This window comes from Salinivirga sp., assembly GCF_055145285.1.
Genome location: NZ_JBSRDC010000007.1, coordinates 26,230 through 51,894, shown reverse-complemented (window position 1 = coordinate 51,894; position 25,665 = coordinate 26,230). Strand labels below are relative to the sequence as shown.

19 protein-coding genes are annotated in these 25,665 nt (G+C 39.7%); 2 read left to right on the top strand and 17 right to left on the bottom strand.

What is annotated here, in order from left to right; translation table 11 throughout:
* Positions 1-213: 213 nt before the first annotated feature.
* A complete protein-coding gene (locus ACTB0Y_RS01875) occupies positions 214-1,587 on the top strand; it encodes a sigma-54-dependent transcriptional regulator (RefSeq protein ID WP_463205091.1) in 1,374 nt (457 codons plus the stop codon).
* Positions 1,577-2,926, top strand: coding sequence for a sensor histidine kinase (locus tag ACTB0Y_RS01870; RefSeq protein WP_463205090.1), 1,350 nt, complete (start codon positions 1,577-1,579; stop codon positions 2,924-2,926). The genes ACTB0Y_RS01875 and ACTB0Y_RS01870 overlap by 11 nt, the downstream gene beginning before the upstream one ends.
* Here the strand turns inward: ACTB0Y_RS01870 and ACTB0Y_RS01865 are convergent.
* The 17 genes from ACTB0Y_RS01865 to ACTB0Y_RS01785 form a co-directional block, all read right to left on the bottom strand.
* On the bottom strand, positions 2,910-4,052 hold the full coding sequence (locus ACTB0Y_RS01865; protein ID WP_463205089.1) for a serine hydrolase domain-containing protein: 1,143 nt from the start codon (positions 4,050-4,052) through the stop codon (positions 2,910-2,912). The two genes, ACTB0Y_RS01870 and ACTB0Y_RS01865, sit on opposite strands and share 17 nt — an antisense overlap.
* Before the next feature lie 215 nt (positions 4,053-4,267).
* Complete coding sequence (locus ACTB0Y_RS01860) at positions 4,268-5,545, bottom strand: FISUMP domain-containing protein (protein ID WP_463205088.1); 1,278 nt, start codon at positions 5,543-5,545, stop codon at positions 4,268-4,270.
* Positions 5,546-5,640: 95 nt separating this feature from the next.
* Positions 5,641-6,243: a T9SS type A sorting domain-containing protein gene (locus tag ACTB0Y_RS01855; protein ID WP_463205087.1), complete on the bottom strand. Its 603-nt coding sequence runs from the start codon at positions 6,241-6,243 to the stop codon at positions 5,641-5,643.
* 144 nt (positions 6,244-6,387) lie between these two features.
* Positions 6,388-7,980 (bottom strand): hypothetical protein, encoded by a 1,593-nt coding sequence (locus ACTB0Y_RS01850; RefSeq protein ID WP_463205086.1) that lies wholly within the window; start codon positions 7,978-7,980, stop codon positions 6,388-6,390.
* Positions 7,981-8,013: 33 nt separating this feature from the next.
* Positions 8,014-8,994, bottom strand: coding sequence for a DUF6175 family protein (locus tag ACTB0Y_RS01845; protein WP_463205084.1), 981 nt, complete (start codon positions 8,992-8,994; stop codon positions 8,014-8,016).
* A 24-nt stretch (positions 8,995-9,018) separates the two neighbouring features.
* Entirely contained in the window at positions 9,019-9,531 is a 513-nt protein-coding gene (locus ACTB0Y_RS01840) for a hypothetical protein (protein WP_463205083.1), read from the bottom strand.
* 121 nt (positions 9,532-9,652) lie between these two features.
* On the bottom strand, positions 9,653-10,978 hold the full coding sequence (locus ACTB0Y_RS01835) for a hypothetical protein (protein WP_463205082.1): 1,326 nt from the start codon (positions 10,976-10,978) through the stop codon (positions 9,653-9,655).
* Positions 10,979-11,083: 105 nt separating this feature from the next.
* Entirely contained in the window at positions 11,084-12,814 is a 1,731-nt protein-coding gene (locus tag ACTB0Y_RS01830) for a hypothetical protein (protein ID WP_463205081.1), read from the bottom strand.
* A 180-nt stretch (positions 12,815-12,994) separates the two neighbouring features.
* The gene (locus tag ACTB0Y_RS01825) at positions 12,995-13,612 is read right to left on the bottom strand and encodes a hypothetical protein (RefSeq protein ID WP_463205080.1); all 618 of its coding nucleotides are present in this window, start codon (positions 13,610-13,612) and stop codon (positions 12,995-12,997) included.
* The gene (locus tag ACTB0Y_RS01820; RefSeq protein WP_463205079.1) at positions 13,573-16,203 is read right to left on the bottom strand and encodes a tetratricopeptide repeat protein; all 2,631 of its coding nucleotides are present in this window, start codon (positions 16,201-16,203) and stop codon (positions 13,573-13,575) included. Before ACTB0Y_RS01820 ends, ACTB0Y_RS01825 begins: the two co-directional genes overlap by 40 nt.
* A gap of 203 nt (positions 16,204-16,406) precedes the next feature.
* A complete protein-coding gene (rplS, locus tag ACTB0Y_RS01815) occupies positions 16,407-16,763 on the bottom strand; it encodes a 50S ribosomal protein L19 (protein WP_463205078.1) in 357 nt (118 codons plus the stop codon).
* Between the two features lie 105 nt (positions 16,764-16,868).
* On the bottom strand, positions 16,869-17,603 hold the full coding sequence (locus ACTB0Y_RS01810) for a hypothetical protein (protein ID WP_463205077.1): 735 nt from the start codon (positions 17,601-17,603) through the stop codon (positions 16,869-16,871).
* 49 nt (positions 17,604-17,652) lie between these two features.
* Entirely contained in the window at positions 17,653-18,570 is a 918-nt protein-coding gene (locus tag ACTB0Y_RS01805) for a CHAD domain-containing protein (RefSeq protein WP_463205076.1), read from the bottom strand.
* 180 nt (positions 18,571-18,750) lie between these two features.
* The gene (locus tag ACTB0Y_RS01800; RefSeq protein ID WP_463205075.1) at positions 18,751-19,149 is read right to left on the bottom strand and encodes a heavy-metal-associated domain-containing protein; all 399 of its coding nucleotides are present in this window, start codon (positions 19,147-19,149) and stop codon (positions 18,751-18,753) included.
* Between the two features lie 32 nt (positions 19,150-19,181).
* Positions 19,182-22,115 (bottom strand): GEVED domain-containing protein, encoded by a 2,934-nt coding sequence (locus ACTB0Y_RS01795; protein ID WP_463205074.1) that lies wholly within the window; start codon positions 22,113-22,115, stop codon positions 19,182-19,184.
* Positions 22,116-22,543: 428 nt separating this feature from the next.
* The gene (locus ACTB0Y_RS01790) at positions 22,544-24,382 is read right to left on the bottom strand and encodes an efflux RND transporter periplasmic adaptor subunit (protein ID WP_463205073.1); all 1,839 of its coding nucleotides are present in this window, start codon (positions 24,380-24,382) and stop codon (positions 22,544-22,546) included.
* Between the two features lie 36 nt (positions 24,383-24,418).
* Complete coding sequence (locus tag ACTB0Y_RS01785) at positions 24,419-25,648, bottom strand: TolC family protein (protein ID WP_463205072.1); 1,230 nt, start codon at positions 25,646-25,648, stop codon at positions 24,419-24,421.
* Positions 25,649-25,665: the final 17 nt, after the last annotated feature.

The following is a 25,665-nucleotide window of genomic DNA, read 5'->3' as shown; positions in this document are numbered from 1 at the left end:
ATAGTTAATTTAAAGGGCATCATTCAATTTTTCTTACACAAAGCTAAAATTAGTCCAACTACTTATAACCATCAGATTATAAGACATAAAACTAAATATCAGAGCCTAAATAAGTGTTCAATTCTGCCTTATTGCTGTTCACTTACGAACATTTTTGTTTTAAATAGTAAAAAAGTGTAATTTGGGCTATCATAATTCATTAAACCACCTACTATGAGCAAGCATGGAAATATTCTAATTGTAGACGATAACGAGGATATTCTTTTTTCTTTAAAACTATTGCTGAAACATCATGTAAATCATGTAGAGATAGAGCCTAATCCGGACAATATACCGGACTTAATGCAGGAACGCGATTATGATGTGATTTTGCTTGACATGAACTTTTCGCAGGATGCCAGCAGCGGGCAGGAAGGTTTTTACTGGTTAGAAAAAATTCTGAAAATAGACCCGCTCGCTGTGGTGGTATTTATCACTGCCTATGGCAACACCGATAAAGCCGTGCAGGCCATCAAAGCGGGAGCAACAGATTTTATTTTAAAACCTTTCCAGAATGAAAAAATTATAGCTACCGTAAACTCAAGTTTGCGACTGCGCTTCAGTCAGGAAGAGGTATCTACTGAAAAAAACCGCACGCGCGAATTATCTGCTGCCACTGACCAGCCATTTAAAGATTTCATAGGCGTTGCGCCAAAAATGAAAAACGTGTTTTCTACGATCAACAAAGTCGCCGGAACAGATGCCAGCGTGCTGATAACGGGTGAAAATGGTACGGGTAAAGAGGTTGTAGCGCGTTCGCTCCACCGCAATTCGAGCAGAAAAGACGCTATCTTTGTCAACGTTGACCTTGGCGCCATACCCGACACCCTCTTTGAAAGCGAACTCTTTGGCCACGAAAAAGGAGCATTTACCGATGCAAAGGATGCCAAACCCGGTCGCTTTGAAGTAGCATCAGGTGGTACGCTTTTTTTAGACGAAATAGGAAACCTGACGCTGCCCCTTCAGGCAAAACTGCTTACAGCCATTGAACGCAGGCAGGTAAAAAGACTTGGTGCCAAAACACCAAAAGATATTGATATCAGACTTATTTGCGCAACCAATGCTTCAATATACGAAATGGTTGACAATGGTGAGTTCAGGCAAGATTTATTATACAGAATCAATACAGTAGAAATTGAACTTCCCCCACTGCGCGAACGAATCGAGGACATTCCTTTGCTGGCAGACCATTACCTGAAAATTTTCGGTAAAAAATATAAAAAACGCATACGAAAAGTATCTGCATCAGCAATGAAAGAGCTGGAAATGTACAACTGGCCCGGCAATATCAGGGAACTACAGCACGCCATAGAAAGAGCCGTAATTATGGCTGATGGTAACATGCTGGAACCGGATGACTTTGTGCTTTATAATAAAAGTAAAGCCAAAGGCGGTATGGAATTCGATACTTACGACCTTGACGAAGTAGAGAAAAAAGTGATAAAAAAAGTACTGGATAAAACGCACGGCAATATCAGCCATGCTGCGCGAGAGCTTGGACTGACACGCACGTCGCTATATCGCAGAATGGAAAAACATGGATTATAAAAAATTTTCATTTCAGGTTATAATCAGGGTATTCATCATTCTAGTTACAGCTTTGTTGGCTGGGTACCTTTATTACCAAACGCAATTTTATTTTACAGCCTCATTTTTATTTGTGCTTGCCCTTTTGCAGGGTTACTGGCTCATAAAACTGGTAAACAAGACCAATCGACAACTTACTGTATTTCTAGATTCTATCCGATATGCTGAATTTAACCGGTCATTTAAACCTGCCGGCCTTGGCGAAGCATTCGATGGATTATCTTCATCATTTAACCAGGTGTTGGAAGAATTTCATTCCATACGCAAAGAAAAAGAAGAACAGTTTTTCTTTTACCAAAATGTGGTGCAACACATTGGTATATCAATGATGGCTTATGAAGCGGATGGTAAAATATTGATGCTCAACAATGCAGCTAACAAACTATTTCAGATAAAAAAAGTAACCAATATATCTGATTTAGAGAAATTTAGCACAGAGCTGGTGGAAATACTACGTAACATACATAACAATCAGCGTAAGCTTATCAAAGTACAGATTAACGACGATTTGTTGCAATTGTCGGTATACGCCAAACAGTTTAAGCAAGAAAATAAAGAAATCACCATTGTTTCGGTACAAAACATCGAGTCTGAATTGGAACAAAACGAGATGGAGGCCTGGCAAAAACTCATTAGGGTTCTAACGCACGAAATCATGAACAGCATCACCCCCATCACATCCTTATCCACAACCGTTAACCTCATGGTTGATGACTGGCAACAAAGTCATGAAGCCGGAGAAGACACAACCGAAGTAACTGCAGATATTAAGCAGGCCCTACAAACCATACATAAACGTAGTGAAGGTTTACTGCAATTTGTCCAGACATATCGCAGTTTAACCAGAATCCCCAAGCCTAACTTTAACATACTAAAGATTAAAGATTTTTATGCTAACCTGGAACATTTCATGCAAAAAGACCTTGAAAAAGCCGGAATTAAGCTTTCAACGCGCATAGAGCCCGAAAATCTTGAAATAACAGCCGATGAAACCATGATGGAACAGGTTTTCATTAATCTCTTGCGCAATGCCATACATGCACTGGAAAAAACAGAAACCCCGGAAATAAGTCTCATTGCCGGTTTTGGCAATTATGGCAATATCATGTTGCAGGTAATGGATAATGGACAGGGCATTTTACCGGAAGTACTGGAAAAAATATTCATCCCGTTCTTTACCACAAAACAAACCGGATCCGGTATTGGACTCTCATTATCGCGCCAGTTGATCAGGGCGCAGGGCGGTAACATTACAGCCACATCGCAACCCGGGAAAACCGTATTTACTGTGCGCTTTTAGCATTGGCAATTTTAAATCCAGTATCCAACCAGAGATAAATGTCTGAAGGCAAATTATTGATGCGTTCTTTACTCCTTTTATGGCCAAGGCGCACTATAACCAAATCCTTGTCAGGCACAATAAAAATATACTGTCCGGCCAATCCACGGGCATAATACGTCAAGTGTCCCTTATGTTTCACCCTCCACCATTGGTAGCCGTAAAATTTTACAGGTTTGTTTTCGTCTTCGGTTAACAAATGATCAGCTGGTTTCAGTGATTGCTCCAGCCAATCTTTTGGCACTACCTGTTCTCCATCCCAGGAGCCATTGTTGAGCACAAGCTGGCCGATACGCGCAAAATCACGAGCGTTGCTATTGAAACAGCAATAAGCCTTTTCTATTCCGCCTTCGTGGTCGAGGCTCCAAAGGGCGTCATGTTTGGCCCCGATTTTTTTCCAAAGTTTTTCTGAAGCATAATCTGCCAGGCTCATGCCGGTGGCATTGCGCAGAATAATGGCCAAAAGTTCCGTGTCGCCACTGAAATAATGGAAATATTTTCCGGGCTCTGATTTCACTTTCAGTTTTAGTATCATTTTCTCTAACTTACGACCATAATAGGCTTTGGTGGTTTTGCTCCAGGGATTGGCATAGGCTTCATGCCAGTTTAAGCCTGAGCTCATGGTTAATACGTCTTTAATGCGCAAATCGCGATTGGTTTCGTTGTCGTATGCAGGCACATATTTGGCTACCGGATCATTCACAGAACCAATTTTCCCCTCCTCTATGGCTATTCCCATCAATAGGCTAACGATACTTTTAGAAGCTGAAAAAGAGTTACTCCAGGAACTGTCGGTGTAATTGTCCCAATAATTCTCGTAAAGAATTTTCCCGTTTTGAATTGCTAAAAAAGCCACTGTTTTGAGGTCCATGGTGCGATCGAAAGTAGTATCGGATAAAGTAAAATCGTTGTAACTATTGGCTTCCTCCCATGGGTCATGTGTACCGGCTTCTATCACCCGATTGGGAAATATTTTATAATCATCAATATCGACTTTCTGGTAGACCAATGCCCGCCAAAAATAGCCACACGAAGAAAACACAAAAAACGATACCAGTATAAGTAATACAATTCTCAAACGATTCATTGTTAGATAGTTTAAGTTCATAAAAAAGGAGATACCTGTTCGGGTATCTGCTGCAATTTAATTGAAAAAACCATCATCACCAAGTTACCTAATACCTTTAAGTTTTAGTTGACGACTGAATTCAGCTATCTAAAGCATGATCATTTTTTTCTCACAAAAAACTTAGACATCTAATATTTAAATGATCGATAAACCATGTAATTTACCAATAAGTACTAGTCTTTTATACAACGCACTGAAAAGCCATTTGATTTAAGATCAGAATCGCGACCAACCGATGTAGCGTTATGGTATAAATAATGAATCCAGGCTGAATTTAGATCATATTCGGTAGATGCCCACCAAATTACATAACTACCAAGGTTATTAAATGCACCACTATCAAAGCGATTTCCTCCCGGAAGGCCTAAAAACTCAGTTGAACCAAATTCGTTATTCCATTCCAGGTCGCCATCAATCCATAGTGTGGCATTGCCAGCCAGCTTACTTCCTTCATCCAAACCTCTGAAACCGATATTATTTGCCTGTGTCTGGGTCATACCAAGATGCATTTCCAGGGTTTTCCATTCATCATCAGTGGGTACATGCCAGCCATCGGGACATAAGTCACCAGTACTCACAGCAAACCAATTATAAAGCGCACCGTAAGTGTCAGCATATTGATTCTCATCGTTATCATACCAACAATACGCACCTGTAGTTTCGTTCTCCCATTCAGTATTATCTGTAATAAGTTCAATAGCCGTTCCTGTTTTATAAGTTGTGGCTTTCAGGTTTTCTGCCATCCATTCCTGATTGCCAATTACAACTGTATTGTACACATTACCATCAATATCTGATACAGTTCCTTCGCTCCCACTGGTTTCGACTGTAATATAATCGGACCTGGTTAATGTATCGGAACCATAACTATTGGAAACTGCCAATTTAACGGTATAAGTTCCTGTATTGCTATATGTATGAGTAGGATTCTGATCAGTGCTTACGTTGCCATCGCCGAAATCCCAACTCCATGAAGTTGGTGAGTTTGTGGACTGATCTGAGAAATTTATTGATTCTCCTTCTGCCATGGTAGTTTGACTTGCAGAAAAGGATGCTACAGGGGCATCGCCACCAGCCACAATCGAAATGTCAATCGCATCAGTTGATTTTTCCTGCACTTCATCAATGGCCTCCACTTTTATAGCAAAGGAACCTGGTGCTTCGTCCCCGGTATTCCATTCAAAATTATAGGGGAAGCTACTGGCCGAACCAACACCAATATCATTTATATAAAAACGCACCTCTTCAAGATTGTTGTCTTCATCTTCTGCATCCACAGCAATGGTTATAATCTCGCCTTGTGAAAACGCAGCACCATTATCTGGATTTGTTATCGTACATACAGGTGCACTATTGGCGGGTTCATCGTTATCATCATCACATGCGGTTATAAATGTTAGCATGCTTGTTAAAGCAATTGTTAAAATTGATAGGTTTTTGTAATTCAACATGATAAAATTATTTTTCAACTTATAATTCACGCAAATAAATAAACAGGTAGCCTACTATCTACTTAATTAAATGATTGATTATGGCTATATTTAATTTATCGGGAAATTTCAAGCTTTCTGGTGCGCATAAACTCCTCACTGCGCACAGTTATGAAATATGCTCCTGCAGGCAAATCCGTATTTACGGATATTGCTTCGGATGAAAAAGTTTCTGTACGCATTATTTGCCCCACTGCATTGTATAGTTTCAGGACTTTGTTTTGTCCGTCTGTATGCGGAACAGATACATTCACATATCCGCGGGGTGCCGGGTTGGGGTAAATGGTAAAATCAAATGTGGGTTCAGAGGGCACTGAGGTTGCTGAAGTTACAGCTATTTTGCCTTTCATCCCGGAACCTACATGGTTTTCGCATACATAAAAAATTGTGTCCTGCGATGTAATCTCAAAAGTATAGTCTGAAGTTGTGGGACCAAAACCACCGCCTAGTGGGGTTGCTTCTTCTTCATACCAGGTAGTGCTGCTAACCTGCACCAGGGGATGTGTCGTGTTTGCACTAATGGTAACTGTATCTCCGACATTTACGGTTAAATAATCGGGAGAATATGAAAAGCCACTTATAGATACCTGGTGGTGATCGGCCAGAAGTACGGTATTTGCAGCCAAAAGAATGCTAAATATAAAATATAGTTTTCTCATAGGATACTATTTATGTTTAAGGCTAATACACTATAAGGATCAAAATGTTATACAACAAAATGTTAATAGCAGAAAAAAAGATCCTAAAATAAAAATAAAGCCGGATTCCAATGGAACCCGGCTCAATGCATTAAGACAATATTTCTACTGCACCTCTACAACATCTTGTGTTATGATGGTATGTTCTTTATCTGCCATAAAATAAACAGAAATATATATGGTTTTACCACCATTGGAACCTTTATAAAGCATGTAAGCATTATTGTTATCCCATGGTGATACGCCATACTTGATACCGAAACGCTCGTTATCGAGCTTGCGCATATAACCATTACGGAAATTTCCTGAGCTTAAATTATCATTATCGCGGTCGACAACCAATTTGAACCCTCTATTTTCAAAATTGGGTTTTGACTTCATCATGAGATACTCAGGATTGTTTTCCGGTGCAGTTTTAAACTGATAGCGAGTAACTTTACCCTGAACTTCTTTTGGTGAGTCATATGAGAAGTTGCCAAACTGATCGACAGGCAACTTAAATTTACCCCATTTGGTAACTTTATTGAAAACAATTTTGGCACCTTCGTAACCGCCAAGATTAGAATAATCAATAGCACCAACAACCTGGCCGCTGCCGCCACCTTCATTGCCCCCTGTTGAGCTCTTGTCTGCTGCAGATGCAGTGGCCTGACCGAAGTCTTTAATTCTGAAATCGCTGTCGTTAAAAGGAAACTCAAACATCATTACTTTGTCTACTTTATCGAAATGACACTCCATTTTGACAGGTACGCCAGGCATGAGTGTTGCACGGGTATTGGCTCCTGATTTCCCGGCCACTTCAACTTTGTTGACGCTCTTTTCGATGCCTCCTTCAGCTAAAATCCGGATATCACGGTTATAGTCTTTCAACTCATAATCTTTACCGCCACGGTTCTCAAGCTGGAAGTACATGGTAATTTTATCACCAAAAGTCTTCATGTTATTGTAAACCAGGTAAATATTATCATCAATCTCCACTTCTGAACCGCTGGAACTGACAGGTGAGCCACCGGAAGACTGGGCTACATCACCACCTCCACCTTGTGTTTGCTGTGGTTCAGGCATATCGATTGTACCCAGAAGTTTCATGGCTTTATCATAGCACTCTTTGCTCACTTGCGGTACAGCCTTGAGCACCTTTATTGCTTCGGCATTATTCCCTTGCTCTTTTAGTGCTTCGGCACGGCTTAGGAAGAAGTCGCAGTTTGAGTTATAATACTGTAAGATGCGCTCTTTGCCCTTATCCACAAAAGCTCTGAATTGCGCAGAACGAATGTTTACGTAACGCAGTGCGGTCATGTATGCCTTTGTTTCGTTCGTACCTACACCTTTTACATCTGTACTTACTTCACTGAAAACCTTACCACTTTGCTTGTCTGTAATTTTGAATGATACACTCAATTGCAAAGACACCATTGGAGGTGCGGTTGGTGTAGTCTCCTGTGTAAGCACAGTGGCATCACCTTCGATGGTAAAAAAGGATGCTTCATCACCGCCGGCCATATTGTTCAACGACAATAACTGGGTCATTTTGTGTATGAGCATCTTTTTAGCATGGGCGGGCAGTTCACTGTTTTTCACTACGGGAGCAACAGCAATACGAGCCTCGTCATCTGCTTTTCCTTCGTTGTTCTGGCCATTGACTACGGTACTGAAAAGTACAGCAAGCATGGTCAGTAATATAAGTATTTGTTTCATTATTGAGAATTTTAATTCAACACAGTCGATTTTTTATTTACCCCCGATTATGAGCCATACTTCTCCAAGGCCCTTGGGGGCAATTTTTATTGGATCGCCAATTCCTATTTCATCTTCAAGCCAGCTTTTTAACTTGTAGGCGAAATCTTGCGTATCCTGACCGACTTTCTCACCGGTCCAGGGATCCTCAGTAAACATTGGCATACGCACCTGATCCATAATTAAAAGATTTTCTGTACTTGTTGCCCGGGAGAACCGTTTTTCAACTGTATTCATAATAAACCAGGCATTAATCAATCGACCCAGTTCACCTGTTTTACCTTTCCATGTATATTCACTTTCAAGGTTATCCATGGCTGCGTCATTTACCAGTACCTGAATAGTAACTTCACGTCCCTTTTCAAACATATCAGTAAAATAGTTCATCAACCGGTCATTGAACTCATCCATATGAGCTAAAACAGCCTCTTCGAGCAGCACATCAGGTGTAGCAGCAGATGAAGGTTCGCCTGCACCTGAGGATGATGCTATATTTTTAGATGTATAGGCATCGTAACCATTTAAAATATAGGTAATGTATTGCTGTGGTCCCCGGCGCTTGATTTCGAAACTCAAATCCATAATGATATCGGCTTTTGCAGTACGCAATAATGCATCAATGGGTGATTCCGCAAGCCCCATTCCTGTAGAACTACTTATGGTCATGTCTTTTTGGGCGCGCTCATTTTCGAGTTTTTTCAATTCTTGCTCAAGGTCTTTGAGCGGAAAACCACGGTCTGCCATTATTCCACTCATTTTTGATATAACCAGGCGAAGGTCGCTATCATTTTGAAGCGCTTTTTTGTAATCGGGTAACACTTTCGTCTCTCCCTGATTATTAAATTCCTGCTTATAATCTCTTGAAATACAATATTGATCAGAAGGAACCACCATAATGGTTGGTTTCTTGGCAGGCTGAGCAAACATTGCAACAGCCAGCATTAAGACTGAAATAGTTAAAACAATATTTTTCATAGTGCTCCTGTTTTTAAGGTTAAATTAAAATCCGGCATCAAGGCTTCTTGCAATACCTTTTTCTTCCAAATATTTTCGCAGGCTATCAAATTCAATGGCTACTGATGCAGCTACTTTGTAGCCTTTTTTCATTTTCAGTCGATCTTGACCTGATGGCATGCCCACATTCTTTGAGTTTACATACTGAAGGTATTTGCCGCCATCTTTAAAGAATTCATCGAAAAATGTTTTGTGCTCGGTTTTGGCATTTTCATCTTTCACAATAGGACCAACCTTTGCTGAACCGCCGCCTGCTGCAAATCCATGAAAGATAGCAGCCTTAACAGCTTTGCGTTTAGCATCAATAAGCGCCAATTCAGGAGTTTTTGCATAACCCCATGATTTAATCATTTTTGTGCCGTCGTTACCTACACTAATAATTTCGGCTTCTATGGCATGTTCACTTTCATAAGTGGCATCCATTGTTTTTTTAGCAGCACAACCAAATAATCCATAGGCCAAACCTGCTATAACTAAGATTTGTAATAACTTTTTCATGTGTATTAATTTTAAATAACTGTTAGACTCAGAATAAATTTAGTATCTCAAAAAATCTAATGTCAAACCAGCCTCATTTCAAACAATTAAATTTATGATTTTATGCTAATATAACATTAAATTATTTAACCTGGCGCAAAAGCATTCCGGCCATAACTTTTCTTCCTCCGCCTTTAAATACTGTCCCAGGTATTTCATCATCATCTTCTTCTTTATTTTCTAACTTCGTATCGTCGACACTCAACACATAACGATTGTCCCAGATGTCTTTTTTCTTTACCTTAACACGACCTACTTTATCATAACGTGTTAATCCGGTCTTTTCGTCCAATACCATTTCCAGCACATCAAACTTATCGCCTCCTTCGACGCCCTCTTTCATGCCAATTTTTGCAATAATTGGATCAGCTGAAAGAATTGGCGTTTTGGTTTTAAAAACATCATATTCTTTCTGAAGTTTAACATAAACCCTGTCGATATTACGCACTGTGGCAACCGTTAAAATTTCTTCGGGTTTCTTACCAATACCCAACAAAACAAGTGATTTGGCTTTTTGAAAGCCAACATAGTTTAGTTTAAATATGTCTGTATTATCAAATAATGCTTTGCGCTCCGGATCAATAGAAGTAGAATCCATCCACATATCCATGTAAAACTTGTCAGCAATTTCGTCATTCCATTCAAGTTGATAGAGATAAGCAACATTCCACACAGAGTAACCATCCTTGGCGGCGTTATAGGCTATTTCGGCAGTTTTTATGGCAGCCATGCGTGCCAATCGATTGTCAATGGTGTTTTTAGCAATTTCTATGGCCACATCTCTGGTTGCGCGGGCAATGGGTTCATTTTTCACAAAGCGCATGCGGTTTACCACAAAAAAAGTGTTTTTGATGAGTTCTTCTCCTGCATCTTTAATGGCTGCCATACCTCGTATAGAGCCACTTGCCAGTTGTACTTCCATGGCGCTTGCATTATAGGCTCCACGCTTGTGGATCATACTCATATCAAAAGACCCGTCTTCTTTTCGGTTAAACCATTTGGCAATCATTTTGCGGGGTACATCTTTTTCCTCAATGTACTTATTGATGGCCTGCAGGTACTTCTGATCAATTTTTCGACCGTTTTTCTTTTTTCCGCTGTCTTCTTCTTTTTGAAGATCTTCTGCCGAAAGCTGAGAATAGTCACTAAACTTAAAACTTACTTCAGGCAACCTGTGATCGTTGTATTTTTCAGGAAAGGGTGCTTCACCGTAAGCTTTCATTACGATGGCATTGAGTTCTGCTTCGGATTGATCGCTAAAAACCGGTTTGGTTTCGAGCAATAGTGGATAAAGGGAACTTCTGCGGTATACAGATTCCGTTTCACTGGTTTGTTCCTGAGCACTAACTGGCAATACAGTAAGCATTGCCAATAAAACCAGTAATGTGTTTTTGTTAAAAATTTTCATATGCAGTAATTTTTTACCTGTGAATCATATCGCATCAATACTGTTTAAGTTAACCCGGTATTGCAACAACATTTTTCAACATGGCTGGTTTTTGTTTTTTAATAATTAAAATTCAATATATAAGCCTACATTATAGGTTATTCCTTCGCGGTCTATAAAAAAATCTGCGTAATTCACAGGGTCACCATCTGGATCGTCTAAGGCATACACATCCCCGTCACTATCAATAATATCACCCACCTGATGATATTCCACACCAGCAATCAGCTTCATCCAGTAAGTTACATGAATGCCAAGATCTGCACCTATGTCAAACATCAGTACATTGAAATCTATAGCATCATCTACATCAGTGATATTTTTCGAATAAAGCGTATGGTCTTCATAAGTTAAATAGCTATGAGATGCCGTTTCATAGGCAATGCCCAGAAATGGTTCGATGCTGAACATACGGGCAAAATAAAAGCCTTTGGACAGTCCGCCTCCAAGACGCAAGAAACCAAAATCGTATTCCACCGGATCAGTGCCAGTTAAATATTTATCTGGTACTTCATAGGTTTTGGCATCGACAGCCAAATAGCCGTATATCTTTAGCTGCGGTATACCCACATAACGGGCTGTATTAAGAGTAGCTTTTATACCGCCGCCACCCATGTTTCCGATACCAAATCTTCCCTGCACTCCTATACCCCAATCTGATTTCTGTTGCAGGAGCATTCCTTTTTGCAAGCGCCCACCACTAATTTGATAAAAGCGGGAAGTAGGTGATTCTCCACTTGCTACCTCACGGTTATCTACCACATTTTTGGCTCTCACGACTCCTTTGCGATTGGGTTCAGCCTTTTCTGTTTTTTGATTGTATTCGTATTCGTATACAAAATAACGCTGATCGACCTTAAGGCCTTCTTTTTTACCAATTTTGGATTGTAAGGGGCGGTCATCATAGAGTGGCATTTTGACTCTGAAATCTTCATGACTTTTTTCCAACAGAAAAAATGCGCGTTCATGACCTTTGGCAACTAACTCCTTAAATAACTCTTCATCCGATTTTTGTGGCAAAAGTTTACCAAGCTGTGTATCTGAATTATACTGCATACGCTGCACCGGAGTTGGGTTGCTTGTAGTCATCACATATTCTACCTTGAATGTATGATTGTTAAATTTTTCCCTCTTGGCTTTTACGGTTTCCGGATCATCGTCGCTATAAATCCACATTTCATCAAAGAGCTTTGCCTGCACGTCGCTGTTGTATTTTACCTTGAAAAGTAATACATTAATTGGTGTACGCCACCCATGGCGATCATCAATGTCGAGTTCTTTATGATTTCTGATTTTGGCGTAATCAATCACAACAATGTAGGATTTACCGAGTAACTTCATCCCCATATCCATGAGCATGGCTTTGCCTCTTTTTGAAGCCTCGGCTTTTTTCACATCAGAGTCTACTGCATTGTAAAGCCCTCTTTTGTGAATTATTTCCATGTTCATGCGGCCATTTTCCTGCCGGTTAAACCATTTTGCAATAATATGGTTAGCGGCTTTTTCTTGTTCAAGATGTTTTTTAATGGCTGCAATTTTTGCTTTACGGGCAGCACCTTCTGCGAGTTTTGTTTCAATTACCTTGTCTGTCAAATTGTTATTGTCGAACTTTGCAGGAACAGGGAGATTTACAAATACCTGCTCGAGTTGCTGCCTGTGTTTACCTGTTTTGTAATCGAGCATTTTGACTGTAATAGCACTTCGACTATAATCATCAGCGACTTTTTTTTCTTCCTGTGAAAAAACCTGGTTTGCAGAGATAATTGTTAGAGATAATAATAAAGACCTTAAAAGCATGAGATATTAAGTTTACGATTCCTACCAAAATTACAATAATAATTATGGATTGACCCGTAAATTTGATAATTATTTACAAAGAACAAAGCGGTTTGACATAACTTAACAGCCAATTAACACACATAGCCTTTATAACAAAGAAACAAATGTATTTTTAGGCCCAAAATATTGGCAGAGTAATTAAGGTAAATAATCGGGCGTTATGATAAAAGCCACTTCAAAAGCAACGGCTTGCTGATGTATAGCCACTGTAGTTCTTATCGTACTCCAATCGTACAGGTAAAAATCAAATCCGGCTATTCCACCAAATTGAAATTTATCCATATAATCTTCATTATTCCAATTCTCATCGAGATATGAGGTCTTTAATTGCTGGGTGACTGTAAAATAATTACTCAATCCAAAGTAGGCGGCAACCCTGTGGGTTAAATAATATTTGCCTGCCACACGTAAATTTACAGCCAATACTCTGTAGATATTGGCACTACTCTCCATAGATGACCGGTATAAGCTAAGGTTCATGCCCGCGAGACCGGAAAATTTCTGGTTGAAAAAAAGCTCATTTTCCAGGCCGCCACCTACTCCATAATTATAGCCAAAATTGGGTAGCGTATCATGGGTTCTTAATATTCTCGAAGAGTTTACTGCTATATTTACATTTATATGTGAATAAAGTGGTGTTTTTTCGGAATAATTTGTTGTTGCTTCTTTTTGCTGGGCGTGTGCACCTACGCTTAAAAATATTAATAGGATAAATATTATTTGTCTGTTTCGGTTTCGGTTTGCATTATTTTCCATTGACGTTTAAAGGCTTTTTTAAAAGGTTTACTCCATTTCTTATCTATCACATACCCTTGATATAACTGTGCCGATTCATTTGATGGGTCGTTTATGTAAAATTCTTTGGCAAGACTTGCTCCCAGGGCTTCCTGAGCAGGCACAGACAATTGATGGTCGAAGTCATTTTTGTAGAGATAAGTTATTAAACCAAAACTTTCGTTTGGCTGACCTCTTTCTGCCAGAATTTTGGCTGCATGATGTATAAAAGGCAGGTAATCGGTTTTACGAGCTTGCACGGCTAAGGATTCTACTTCAAGATTAAATGGTTCAAGCAAGGAATCGTGATATTTATTTTGAATGAGATCGTACCTGGTTATGGCTTGCTCAAATTTATTATTCACAGCAAAACTTTTGAACTCGCGAAGGTGCCTTTGAAAATCAGCTACATCAGCTATTCGATTTATACCTTCGTTAATTGGGTCTGCATCAAAACCACAACCGGATTTCTGTTTTGTAAGCTTCAGTGCTTTTTCCAGGCTTTGTTCTGCATGTGGATAATCATCGCGACTCATAAATTTATCTGCAGCAATCATATATATACGTAATTGCTTATAGCTTTGATAACATGCCTGTCTTCCAATTTTTTCACGTAATTTCTCTACAAATGCTTGCTGGGAATCGTTTAAAACAAAATTAAACCGGGTTACAACCCAGTCTATTTCCTGCAGCAATCCTGTAGCAATTACGATTTGTTCGGCACGAAGCATACGTTCCGCTTTCTCAGCGAGCGAAGTTGTATAATCTGTCAATAATCTGGTCTTTTGATAATTTTCATCTCTAACTTCGTCCAATCCATAATTTTTACGTATAGTAATTGCTGAATCCAGTAAAGTTATCACCTTTTTATCGGCTAACTCTACAGCCCTGATGCTTTGTAGCAAAAGAGCATACCTTTGTGCTGCAATTTGTTCTATTATTCTACGGTGTTTCTTTGTGGGAGAAAGGTCTTGCGCTTTAATGTAGCGCATAGCTTTGCTTTGAATGGTATCGGCCCGATTAGGCAGGCTATCCTGCAGTGCTAATTCTGCCTCGTTGAGCATTTTCTGATAAGATTTTTGAAAAGCTGCTTTAAAGCGTTCATCAAGATTTTCGGCACAAGGAATTTCTACATAGGCATTACATATTTGTCTTGCAGCATACAAAGCCTCCAGGGCCTTTTCAGGATTGGCATCTTCGTGTTGCGCTGCCACAGTTATGAGGGTATCCTGAACAATCTGCAGGTTCGTATACAATAATTCATTTGTGGTTAACCATTTGTTGTGGTTTCTACGAAACTGAAAACCTTCTTTTACCACTTCGGGCAATTCGCTGTATTGTTCTCTGGAAATAATGTCGAACCAATTAATGATGTGCTGATTGAGTAATCCTCTCCAACTGTGAGACCTTGCCACATTAATCATATCGGAACAAACAACTACCTGAATGCTATTACAAATATGTTCAGCAGAATCCATTAAAGTAAGTGCTTCGTGATAATGCTCCTGCCTGTTTTGTGCTTCCGCCTCCTCAATAAGCTGATTTTCAATGTATTTAATCATTTCCACCATATCGTCGCGGTTACCACTATGGTGGGTTGTCTGCGCACTTATAAAACGTATTTGGTCAATGATTTCGAGGAGTTTGCCACGATTAAAATCAATTTTAGCTTTTTCTACATACGGACCGGCCAATGCAGAATCGACCTCAATGGCTGTGTTAAAATACGCTAGTGCAGTTACTGTATCCTGCTGTTCGAGAGCTTCCAACCCAAGTCTGAGATACTCTTCACCTAAGTTATCGGTTTGCTCGAGGAGTGCATTTTTTGCTTCGAAAGTTGCTTTATGCAATTCATTGGTTCGGTCGTAAACATTTAATGGGTCATTTGCTCCAAGGTTTAAATGTTTATAAAGCTCTTTTTTCTTAATGCGTTCTACAATGGCAAAGTTTTTTCGGGTAATATCGAGATAATGGTCCAATAGCTCGAGGCTGTCAGGATTGATGGTATTGAGTTCTTCAAAAGCCAGCTTAATCTGCGTATCTGCAGTATAATAAGCAGAAATGTGCTGCTGTTTTTCTACAATTCTGCTTAAAACCTCTTGTCCTGTTTGAATTGAAGTTATTTCAACAATAAAGGTTTGTGGTTGGTCGGGCGTAAGTATGTCACCCATTTTGGCATCGGCTTTAAGCTGATGTTCAAAGGTTTTAGTTTGCTTATCGACCTTAACATTTATGGTAGCTGTAACAGGAAAAATTTTATCAGAGAGGTCGAAACGCTGAAAGGTTAATGGATGCGCCAGTTTAACATTCTCACAAAGAATTTCGGTTCTGAAATTTGAGCCTGCCACACGATATTTGAATGAAAAAGTTACCTCGAAGGTTAGGCATGGTTTATCATTGACCCGGGGCAGTGCACTCATTAAATTAGTAAGCAATGCATTGTTTAGGGGATGCGCATCATCGGGGTAACATAAATTAAAAGTTACGGTTTTGGTGGCAGCAGGCTGCGCATTCGATTGAAAATGGAGTAATATTGCTACAGAGGCAATAAGCAGGAATTTTATCAACTTCATTGGAATAACAATTTATATTTATTTGGACCAATGGAACTTATTATTGAGCTGAATTTGTATAGCTTTACCCAAAAGTCCAAGAGCACCTGATTTTCCTGACCAAATTTAATGTTTCTTGTTAAAGCACACAAAAGTATTGTAAAAAAGCATAAAAAAAGGACGCCACCCGAAGGAGACGTCCTGATATTTTCCCAAAACCATGTTTATGATTTTGTATAGATTTTTTCTTTAATGCGTGCACTTTTACCGGTAAGTTTTCTGAAGTAGAAAATACGTGCACGACGCACTTTACCTCGTTTGTTGATATCAACCTGCTCCACAAATGGAGAGTTTACCGGAAAAATTCTTTCTACACCAACACCGCTTGCCATTTTGCGTACGGTAAAGGTCTCGTTAATGCCTGTTCCACGACGCTGTAATACTACTCCGCGGAAATTCTGGATACGCTCTTTGGCTCCCTCTTTAATTTTGTAGTGAACAGTTACAGTATCACCTACTTTAAAATCAGGAAGATTTCTCTCTTCCTTAAAATGCTCATCTACAACCTTCATTAAGTCCATTTTCCTATAGCTTTAGTAGTTAAAATTTTAAAAGCAATGTAACAGTTTTTCCTGCAAGAGATTACTTTGAGGCTGCAAAGGTAGGAAATGTTTTTGAAAAACAAATTATTTTGGTTCAGATGTTTTGCCACTTTGCTGGTTTTTTGGTTTACTGCTGCTTTTTTTGGGTGGGTTGGCTGGCATGGGTTTATTTTTTCGGGCCATCATGTAGCAATTGAAAAATTCAGGCTTGCTTTGCTCAAACAGATAAATAAACTTATCGATACGTTTTTTCAGAAGTTTGTTATTTGCATTTATTCGGTCATCCGTTGCAGATATAGCCTTTTTACTGGCCGATTTTTCCTCTTTATAATTTTCCTGTAGGTTTTTATACTGTATAATGGTATCGTATAGACTATCAATCATTTTCTGAGACAGTCCATAATTTTCAGCTTCGTCATTTTTAGCTTTTTCAACATTGGCACTTTGATGCTTAGTGATGGCTTTCCAAACAGCAAGCGATTCTTTCTCCAATTGGTTTGGCTTAAGTTTATTAAGCGCTTTACGGTCAATTTTTAACTTTTTTTCTAGTTTTTTCATGCCTTTGTCATGAGCATAAACTGACAGCACTTTTATAACCGGCAACAACTGTGCAATAAGCTTTTCGTGGGTGTTTTTAATATTAGCAGCAATGGGTTCAGGATTGCTATGAACCGCAGGCTGTAAATCGTTAATTTTTTTCATATTTTTAACAAAACGGTCATAATCCTTTTGCATTTCTAAAATATGACTCCAAACTTTCAGATTATCTTCCAGGCACTTCATGACCTTTTGCTGCATTGCTAATTTTTGCGTATCCATGGCTATAAAATTTGATTTGCTGTATTATTTACAAGTTAAATTTAAAATTTTAATGGGTTTCGTGTAACTTATGATTCAAAAAATATTGTCTGATTCGTTTATTAAAAACTTTTGGTGACTCAACATAGATGCTTTCAACTTTCTCTAAGGCACTGTGGTGCAAATCGTTTCTAAAGTTTTGTAAAAAGGCTATAAATTTGTTTTTCTTTTGCCTTGGGATACCTTTTTTGTTTAGTTCGTCGACAAAAATAATAAGTTCCGCAAAATTGTGGTCAAGACCCAAATAATCTGACGCTTTATCCAGTTCTTTGGAAAGCAGCGTAAAGTATTCAGTATACAATGGTTGTAATATCTGCGAAAAATACATCAAATATTTGACTCGTTTTCTTAAATTGTGAAAGTGTTCCGTAGATGGCTCACGTTTAACTGTGTTGAGTTCCTTTCGACCTTTGCCATAAATTCGCATAAGTCCTGGTGCTATCAAATCAAATCCTTCGGTATAAAAAGATAACGAATTCACGCGTTCCTTAGCCAACTGTACATCATCTATGATTTTGTGAAATAAATCAGCTTTAAATACTTCCTTAAATTGCTTTTGGTGTAGCTCTGAAATTACCTCTTGCAATTGCTCAATAAATTGAAGATCTACAGACTCCTGGTAGTTTTTGGCGATGTGTTGCAAATCTTCCTGAAAAACCTTTAAGTCTCTTAATTCGCTTAGCAATTTTGACTCCTCTCTGCAAAAGGCGTTTTCTCTGTAGTAACTGCTATAGCCTATTGCATCACGAACAAGGCGTAATATGGCACGTAACCGTTTAAAACTTTTCCTGATTTCATGCACTGCTTTATCGGAATCAACATCACGGGCTTTACAAAAAGATATTATCTGGTCGTACTGTTCATGCATCATACGCACCACATTATCTTTGATACTATATGACAGATCAAGCTCAAAACGCGGCTCCATACATACTGAATTTTGGTGCAATAAGTTACATAAATTAATACATCAAAATACCCTGATATGTTTGTTAACGTAAACATAACGTTAACAAACATATCAGAATTATATTTAATAATTTGGAGTTAAAAGGAAAAAAGCCCGACAAACAATAGGATTGCCGGGCTTTTTTTTATTAATGCAACTTTACGACTTGTCGCACTCTTTTTTCTTAGCTTTTTTGCATGGTGTATTACAGTCTGATTTGTGTGTTTTTGCAGGACGGTCGTATTTGCAACATCCGGGTAAACCACTGTAAGTAGCATCATCTGCTGTGACTTTGTTGGTATCGTGACCCACTTTAGCTATAGCTTTATGAATGGTCATCTCATCCACATTATCAGACATGGTAACCTGCAGCATTTGTGTGGTTTTGTCCCATGATGCTTCACTGATTCCATCGACTGATTTTGCAGCTTTTTCAATACGGGATTCGCACATGCCACAGTTGCCATAAACCTTTAGTTTCACATTCTTTTCTCCGGCAAGCAAAGCTGTTGCGCCTGCCATAATAAATAGCATTGTTACAAAAATCTTAGTTCTCATAGTTTCTGATTTTTAAATTGATTTGATATTTTTTACTTTACACTAATCTTCTTAACCTTACCCCATTGTGCATTACCCATTCGCAATAGATAAATACCTTTAGGTGCATAACCCATATTAAATTCATAGGTATATTGGCCGTTTACCGGATACACCCGATTATAGATTAAAGTTCGGCCTTGTGTATCATGTAAACTAATGTTTAATGGTTCCTGGGTTGGACTGTTTAAAACAGCCTTAAACTGATTTCCACCAAGTGTCATTATATTCAGCTCGGTATCTGGCGCCAAATCTGCAATTCCGGTTAAACTTTTTAAGTTCACCTTATAGTCTTCTGTTTCACCATAAGTTGTGGCCTCGCATGCATTCTCTGGTACATTTCCGTCACTATTAGTTTTAACTCTTAGTAAATGTTCACCTGCAGTTGCAATTTCAGGGAATTGAAAGTTAATTGTATGGGTAAACTCACCCGATCCTTCTCCGGCTGCAATTACCTCATTGCTTACAATGACTTCATGGTTTTCAAAAACAAAATTATCGTTAAAATCTATCCAGGCTTTTACATACACATCGCCATGATGCGTTGTGATGTTCATGGTTTGAGATTCCTCAAGGTACATGTTGGTCATCAACATAGAATAATCAGCATAACCGACATCATTGCATACTGATGCATGGTTGATAGATCCCATTTGGAACCGATAAATTCCATGACCTAGTGAACAATCTGACTGAGGCATACAAAACGAGTTGGAAATGATAACCGAAAGTGTATCATTGGTTACCTCTTCATCGACTTCCAATGCAGTATTGACAGTTAATTCATAGTCCTGAACAGCTAATAAATCTGCTCGCTGCACAAAGTTGTAAGTGTAAGAATCACCGCTGTACAGAGAATCCGTTATAGTTTCAAAAAACACAGGCATATCATCTATCGAATACCTGATGTCAACGTCTGCTTGTGTTTCTGCACCGAAATTCTTTATCTGCACAGACACTATTTCATTGTCTGATAAACCCGAACCCGAAATCGGCGATAAAATGCTTTCAACGCCTATGTCGTGGGCATCCAGTGGAGAAAGAGGTACCATAAGGCTGTCGTTAGCTATATTTTCATCAATAGCTAAGGCTGTATAGACTTTTAACTCATAAGTGGTATCTGTAATAGACAGGTCAGCGGTGGTTTGAAAGGAATATTGCAAAATTTCTCCTGCAAAAACAGTATCTGTAACAATTTCACTTACAACATTCTGATCATCAATTTGATAATAAATCGGCACATCAACCTGATTGGCCGTCCCAAAATTCCTGACAGATACTGTTACAGTTTCTTCGCTACCCATAAGCAAACCCTGCGGGGAATCTACACTTACAATACCTAAATCGTTCTCGAAATCAGGGGCCAGTTTGAAAACACCCACCTGGTTTTTACGTGCTCCACCTGTAAAATACTCTCCAATAGACCAAAAGGTGAGATCATCTTCCGGATCGATGGTCATTTGTGAATAATCACCATAACGATATGAAGGATTTGATTGTGTGCCGTTGGCAATGGTTTCTTCTTCAAGCGTCATCACATTTAAGGGGTCAGCAGCATATCTTCCGGTATACCGTAAAGAGGGATATGCTGTATCGCTCACTATGGTATAGGCTAAAGCGATGTTGCCCTGTGCATCCATATTCATATTGCCCGAGAAAGCACTGTTGCCATGGGGTTGCGCATAAGTACCTTCCTGGTATATTGTCCAGGGATCTGTATCGGTATCCTGTCGGAGCTCGTACCAACGGATTCCACTGTTATTATCATTACCATCCAAATCTACAACAAAATTAAAAACTACCGAATTATGGGTAGCAAACCTGCGATACTGGGCCATGTACATTATGGTGGCCTGCAAAGCATCTATATCACTACCACTGGGTTGTGGCAGGTTAGAAAACGATCCACCATCAAATAAGCCATCAAAGGGCGTTGTGGCCAATTCCTGCTGGGCAGAAATTGTAGAGTTCGCTGGTGAATTCCAATCAACGTCAATGGACCATATTTTAAGATGATCATCGGCTACACCTGCCCACGAATCGTCTTGCATATAAACAACAGGGGCATTACCGGGAGGTGGTAATTCGGTACCGGTTACATTAAAACCAAGCGGACTGAAAAACCCGTTGGTATTGATCGTAGGCAATGGAAACCCAATCATTTGTGCGGTAGGATCACCCTGGATGATTTTGTCCCTTTCGAGTGCATAAACAACCTCACTGGTTCCGGCTGTAGAAGAGTTCTTGTTGGCTGTTATGTAGTATCCATCGGACCAAATGGAATATTTTGGATAATCGGGAAAGGTGCTTGTTGGAAACTGATAAGTATACCAGCCATCATTTACAGGATCGGGACCCTGGGTAATAGCTACAAGAAAACCATTGGAATAAAATTGAGTAACGAGAAAACGATCAGAAAACTGATCATATATCACAATTGGGTCACCCATGGTTTCTCCCGGAAAAATATTAGCTAATGAAGCTTCCGGTGTTAATGGATTTCCTTGCTTATCCCAAATCCTGAATGCTGAATTCCATGCATTCACAAAGTGATTGGGACCTACTGCCCCAGTCGGATCGGTAGGTGTTACATAAGCACTTATCGCTTCAAAAGTAAAAATGGGTGCACGGCTATCGTATTGAACAGACCGCTTTTGCAAACCCTGAAGGGGATCTCCGCCTTTTGGAAGTCCCTTACCAGGTACAACCTGGTTAATGCCACGCTCTTTAGGGTTCACCTCTTTATAGATTTCTTCCGCCGGCACAAAATTACCGGATTGCATCTTTTGCGCCAGAGATTGAACCTCTGTCATATTTTCGCTGGCACGAATCAATGTGGCACGCTGCTCATTTGAATTGGTTTGAGCAACACCAAATTGTACTAAAATTAATAGAATAGTTACGGGTAATAAATTTTTTAAAAACATAATGGTTATTTTAATATAATCTAAATTAAGATAAAAACATCATTAAATCCAAATAAAGAGCCTTTTTTTTGACGAATGTATCTTCCTTATTAAGATAGTCGATAATGAATATTAATCCTTACATCTACAAGGATAAGTATTTTTGAACATGAAATTAATACCATTAAAACAGGCTTTATAATATACAGGGGCATGGTCTCTTTTTATAATATTAAATCACGTTTTTTATTTAAACCCGGGTAAAAGGTAATGCCAACTGACACTTTAAGTATCAGTCAGCTTCCTTTTTTCCCTCATTTTATTATTCTTCGGATCTTTCTTATTTACTACATCCGGGTAAACCTTCATAGGCTTTATCATCTGCTTTATAATTTTTGGTGTCATTACCTACCTTTGCAATAGCCTTTTGACTATTATCCTTACGGATTTTACTTAAAGGTTTCCCTGTTTTCTCCGCATTTCAACATCGATTCGCCAAAGTACGGGTTTCTGATCTCTTTCTCATTACTAAACCAATAAGCTCCCTGGTCGCGATTTGCCATGGGGCAATATTGGTAGTGGGTCTCTACTCCTTTTAGTCCAAATGCTTTAACTGCTTTATAAAAGGCCAGGTTAAATTTGGAAAAAGTTTTTCTTTGCTTCTCCAAAACAGTTGTTTTACTAATAGATTGAATGGTTTCATTCAGCGTTTCCAGATAATCCATCCACTGCATGTGAGCATCGCCTTTGAGCAAGCCCATATCAACTTCATCGAGCATTTTTCTGACTTGGGTGGCCTTATCGCTCACTTTTTGTGCATCAGAAGCTACAAAAGCATCTTTCATGTCGATGTATTTTTGGTACACATCGGTAAGTTGTTTTTTAAAGGCATCCGGCGCGGCTAAATCTTCCGGAGTTGGAGTTTCGTTTTGCGCCTCCGCATCGCCATCACCACTCATGTCCATACCTCCGTGGTCGTGCCCTGTAGATATTTTTCCGCCTTCCGGGTTCATCATGCTTTGTTTGCCTTCGAGTTGTGCTGCGGCATCAATTTTAAACACGCCGTTGGTGGCAATTTTTTCGCCTTCTTTGAGCCCATCGGCCACCACATAAAAATCACCGGCTTCAGGCCCCAACTCAATTTCGCGATAAAGGAAACTTGGCTGTCCCCTGTCGGGAACTTTCACATAAACCACAGATCGTTTGCCAGTCCACAAAATTGAAGATTTGGGAATTAGCAACTCATTGGCTTTAGCCGCAATGGAAGAGTGCAGCGTTCCGCCGGCAAACATTCCGGGTTTTAGCTTCGCATTGGGATTTTGCAATTGTACCCTCACTTTAGCGGTACGCACCTGAGGATTGATAAACGGATCGATGAAAGTAACCTTGGCGTTAAAAGTTTTGCCGGGAAGCGCATTCACCGTAAATTCAATTTTGTCGCCTACTTCAATCCACGGCAGATCAGATTCATAGGCATCAAACATCACCCAAACAGAGGATAAGTTTACAACCTTGAATAACGGATCGCCCATTTTTAAATAATCGCCCACAGCCACATGCCGATTCATCACAGTCCCGCTGATGGGAGCTAATACGTCGAAATAGAGTTTGGGCTCGCCTTTGGTTTCAATGGCTTCAATTTGCGCATCGTTTAAATCCCAAAGTTTTAGTTTTGCTTTGGCCGCCCTGTAAATTTGTGGACGATTGTCTTTGAATGAAATAGCCTCAATGAGTTCGCGCTGCGCCGTAACCAACTCGGGTGAATATATTGTCGCCAACTTTTCACCTTTTTGTACGCGTTCGCCGGTAAAATTCACAAAGAGTTTTTCTAATCGGCCGCCAAAGCGCGCCGTGAGTTCAGCAATGTTGCGCTCATCTGCCGCCACCTTGCCTTGCATAAAAATGGTTTTCACCGGACTTCCCTTTTTCACTTCCGTGGTTTGAATATCGGCCAGCTTTGCCGCTGATTCTGTGAGCATAATCTCGTCCGGATTGATATTGTCGCCACCGGATTCTGCGCTTTCAAGCGGAATAAGGTCCATTCCACATATCGGGCAATCGCCGGGTTTATCCTGCTTAATCTGCGGGTGCATGGAGCATGTCCACGTGGTTGGATCTTCCGACTCATGATCGTGCCCAGCCTCGCTTTGCTGATTTGCTGATGGTTTGATTTGTTGATTATCTGATGAAAACATCAACGAAATCAATATACCCAACATTAACCCAATGGCAACAGCAATGGATAATTGCTTGTAATGCTGTCTTATCTTTTCTATTATTTTTTTCATTTTTTTATATTTTTATGATTGCGCCACTTCAAATAATTACCTTCCCATTAAGTACCGGATAAAGGCAATGGCTGCTTGCTTATCGGTTTTTGCTTTTTCAAATTCCAGGTTATATTTCAATACTTTACGCTCCATACGAAGAATTTCTTCAAAATCGGTATTTTCAGACGCATACTCCGATTCCAATAAGTTCAGGGCCCGCCGTGCCAGGTTCGCCTGTTTTTCGTAGAGTACAATCCGCCGCCCGGCATCCTGATAATTGTTCCAGGTTTTTTCAAACAACGTTTCTAATGCATCTTTTTTACTTTCTTTCTTTTTCTGATTCGCCACTTCGAGGTATGCAACTTCGTTTACCATAGCGTTATACTTTTTCCGGTACAGTGGAATTGTAATGCCGACCGAAGGAAACACAAAGGCATCTTTACCTGATGCATTGTTTTCACCTTCACCGATTAAAGTGTAAGTCAATCCCACAGAAAAGTCGGGCATCCCGGCTTTTTTGGCAGCGCGTTTACGATGAGTCAGGACTGCCTGCTTGAAATCCAGTTTTAAAAGCTGATGATTTCCGGCCTGTATTGAATCCAACACAGCCTGCTTTTTCAGCGGAAAATCGCTTCGCCGGAGTGTGTCAGGTAAAATCATGTTCAAATCATTCCCTGCATTGAGCAAATTCCGAAACCCGGTTTGTAACGCCCATTTTTCATCGCGCAGCAACGCCAATTGGTTTTCGAGCTCGTTGATTTCCATTTGTATGCGGTATTCATCGACCATGGAAACAAGTCCGGACTCAATCTTCACGATGGCCATTTGCCGGATACTTTGCAACAGTTGAATATTGTCCATTGTAATAGTGATGGCCCGCTCGTTAAAATAGAGGTTATAAAACTCGACTTTAACTTCCTGAAACAGTCGCGACCGGGTTTGTTTGAACACTTCATATTTAGCTTTCGCGTTTTGCACGGCAGCACTTTTTTTGGCTTCCAGCGTTCCGAACCACGGAAAATACTGCGATGCTGAAATTTTGAGTTGCTGCGGACCTTCGCGAGTCTCCACCGGACTGATGAACCAGGCAAATGCCAGCTTTGGATCGGGCAATGCCTTCACTTGTGGAGCAACTTCCAAAGCTGCCATATATTCATTGAACTTCGCTTGTAACTCCGGATTGTTTTCAGCCGCTGTTTCCAGGTAACGGTTGAGCTGATCCTGAGCTTGCAACATCTGACCAAGTCCAATGATTATTATTATTATTTTGATTATATGTTTCATATCAATTTGAGATTATT

Excerpts from the sequence above, each read along its gene's own strand:
- ACTB0Y_RS01785 (WP_463205072.1), bottom strand. The coding sequence starts at position 25,648 with ATGAAACATATAATCAAAATAATAATAATAATCATTGGACTTGGTCAG.
- ACTB0Y_RS01800 (WP_463205075.1), bottom strand. The coding sequence starts at position 19,149 with ATGAGAACTAAGATTTTTGTAACAATGCTATTTATTATGGCAGGCGCA.
- ACTB0Y_RS01795 (WP_463205074.1), bottom strand. The coding sequence starts at position 22,115 with ATGTTTTTAAAAAATTTATTACCCGTAACTATTCTATTAATTTTAGTA.
- ACTB0Y_RS01805 (WP_463205076.1), bottom strand. The coding sequence starts at position 18,570 with ATGGAGCCGCGTTTTGAGCTTGATCTGTCATATAGTATCAAAGATAAT.
- ACTB0Y_RS01840 (WP_463205083.1), bottom strand. The coding sequence starts at position 9,531 with ATGAAAAAGTTATTACAAATCTTAGTTATAGCAGGTTTGGCCTATGGA.
- ACTB0Y_RS01865 (WP_463205089.1), bottom strand. The coding sequence starts at position 4,052 with ATGAATCGTTTGAGAATTGTATTACTTATACTGGTATCGTTTTTTGTG.
- ACTB0Y_RS01850 (WP_463205086.1), bottom strand. The coding sequence starts at position 7,980 with ATGAAACAAATACTTATATTACTGACCATGCTTGCTGTACTTTTCAGT.
- ACTB0Y_RS01860 (WP_463205088.1), bottom strand. The coding sequence starts at position 5,545 with ATGTTGAATTACAAAAACCTATCAATTTTAACAATTGCTTTAACAAGC.
- ACTB0Y_RS01870 (WP_463205090.1), top strand. The coding sequence starts at position 1,577 with ATGGATTATAAAAAATTTTCATTTCAGGTTATAATCAGGGTATTCATC.
- ACTB0Y_RS01875 (WP_463205091.1), top strand. The coding sequence starts at position 214 with ATGAGCAAGCATGGAAATATTCTAATTGTAGACGATAACGAGGATATT.
- ACTB0Y_RS01825 (WP_463205080.1), bottom strand. The coding sequence starts at position 13,612 with ATGGAAAATAATGCAAACCGAAACCGAAACAGACAAATAATATTTATC.
- rplS (WP_463205078.1), bottom strand. The coding sequence starts at position 16,763 with ATGGACTTAATGAAGGTTGTAGATGAGCATTTTAAGGAAGAGAGAAAT.
- ACTB0Y_RS01845 (WP_463205084.1), bottom strand. The coding sequence starts at position 8,994 with ATGAAAAATATTGTTTTAACTATTTCAGTCTTAATGCTGGCTGTTGCA.
- ACTB0Y_RS01820 (WP_463205079.1), bottom strand. The coding sequence starts at position 16,203 with ATGAAGTTGATAAAATTCCTGCTTATTGCCTCTGTAGCAATATTACTC.
- ACTB0Y_RS01855 (WP_463205087.1), bottom strand. The coding sequence starts at position 6,243 with ATGAGAAAACTATATTTTATATTTAGCATTCTTTTGGCTGCAAATACC.
- ACTB0Y_RS01810 (WP_463205077.1), bottom strand. The coding sequence starts at position 17,603 with ATGGATACGCAAAAATTAGCAATGCAGCAAAAGGTCATGAAGTGCCTG.
- ACTB0Y_RS01835 (WP_463205082.1), bottom strand. The coding sequence starts at position 10,978 with ATGAAAATTTTTAACAAAAACACATTACTGGTTTTATTGGCAATGCTT.
- ACTB0Y_RS01830 (WP_463205081.1), bottom strand. The coding sequence starts at position 12,814 with ATGCTTTTAAGGTCTTTATTATTATCTCTAACAATTATCTCTGCAAAC.
- ACTB0Y_RS01790 (WP_463205073.1), bottom strand. The coding sequence starts at position 24,382 with ATGAAAAAAATAATAGAAAAGATAAGACAGCATTACAAGCAATTATCC.